General features: G+C 62.0%; 1 protein-coding gene. It reads left to right on the forward strand.

The genetic code is table 11. From position 1 onward, the window contains the following. Positions 1–1,248, forward strand: a 1,248-nt coding sequence (gene dnaK / locus AC1DT3_RS21485; protein ID WP_477467213.1) for a molecular chaperone DnaK, incomplete at its 5' end; no start/stop codon positions are given. Positions 1,249–1,319: the final 71 nt, after the last annotated feature.

The following is a 1,319-nucleotide window of genomic DNA, read 5'->3' on the forward strand; positions in this document are numbered from 1 at the left end:
GGTGAAGACTTCGACATGCGYCTCGTCGAGTACCTCGCGGCGGAGTTCAAGAAGGAACAGGGCATTGACCTGACCAAGGACAAGCTCGCCCTTCAGCGCCTGAAGGAAGCGGCCGAAAAGGCCAAGATCGAGCTGTCGTCCACGGCCCAGACCGAGATCAACCTGCCCTACATCACGGCGGACGCCACGGGCCCGAAACACCTCGCGCTCAAGCTTTCGCGGGCTAAATTCGAATCCTTGGTCGACGATCTCGTCCAGCGCACGATCGAGCCCTGCCGCAAGGCCTTGAAGGATGCAGGCCTTGCTGCCGGCGATATCGACGAAGTGGTYCTGGTCGGCGGCATGAYCCGCATGCCSAAGATCCAGGAAGTCGTGAAGYMSTTCTTCGGCAAGGAACCCCACAARGGCGTCAACCCGGAYGARGTCGTKGCCATCGGCGCSGCCATCCAGGCCGGCGTKCTKCAGGGCGACGTCAAGGACGTGCTGCTSCTCGACGTGACCCCGCTGTCGCTGGGCATCGAGACCCTCGGCGGCGTGTTCACACGCCTGATCGATCGCAACACGACGATCCCGACCAAGAAGAGCCAGGTGTTCTCGACCGCGGAGGACAACCAGAACGCGGTCACCATCCGGGTCTTCCAGGGCGAGCGTGAAATGGCGGCGGACAACAAGCTGCTCGGCCAGTTCGACCTCGTCGGCATTCCGCCGGCGCCGCGCGGCGTGCCGCAGATCGAGGTGACGTTCGACATCGACGCCAACGGCATCGTCAACGTGACGGCGAAGGACAAGGCGACGAGCAAGGAGCACCAGATCCGCATCCAGGCCTCGGGTGGTCTCTCGGAAGCCGACATCGACAAGATGGTGAAGGATGCCGAATCCCATGCCGCCGAGGACAAGAAGCGTCGCGAGCTCGTCGAAGCCAAGAACCAGGGCGAAAGCCTGATTCACGCGACCGAAAAGTCCCTCTCGGAATACGGCGACAAGGTCTCCGAAGCCGACAGGCAGGGCATCACCACCGCCATCGACGCCCTGAAAGAGGCGCTGAACGGCGAGGATTCCGAGACCATCAAGGCCCGCACCACGGATCTGATGCAGGCGTCCATGAAGCTCGGTGAAGCCATGTACCAGGCCACGCAAGCCGCCGAAGAAGGTGGTGAGGCGGCGCCCGAAGGCGAAGCCAAGAAGGACGACGTGATCGACGCCGACTTCCAGGAAGTCGACGACGACGACAAGAAGAAGCGGGCGTAAAAATAAAGCGAGCGGCGAATAGTGAATGGCGAATGGTTTGGGATGTATGAAGCGTCGTGCATCCTCCATTC

The sequence above is a fragment of the Microvirga sp. P4_G7 genome (genome assembly GCF_056401005.1).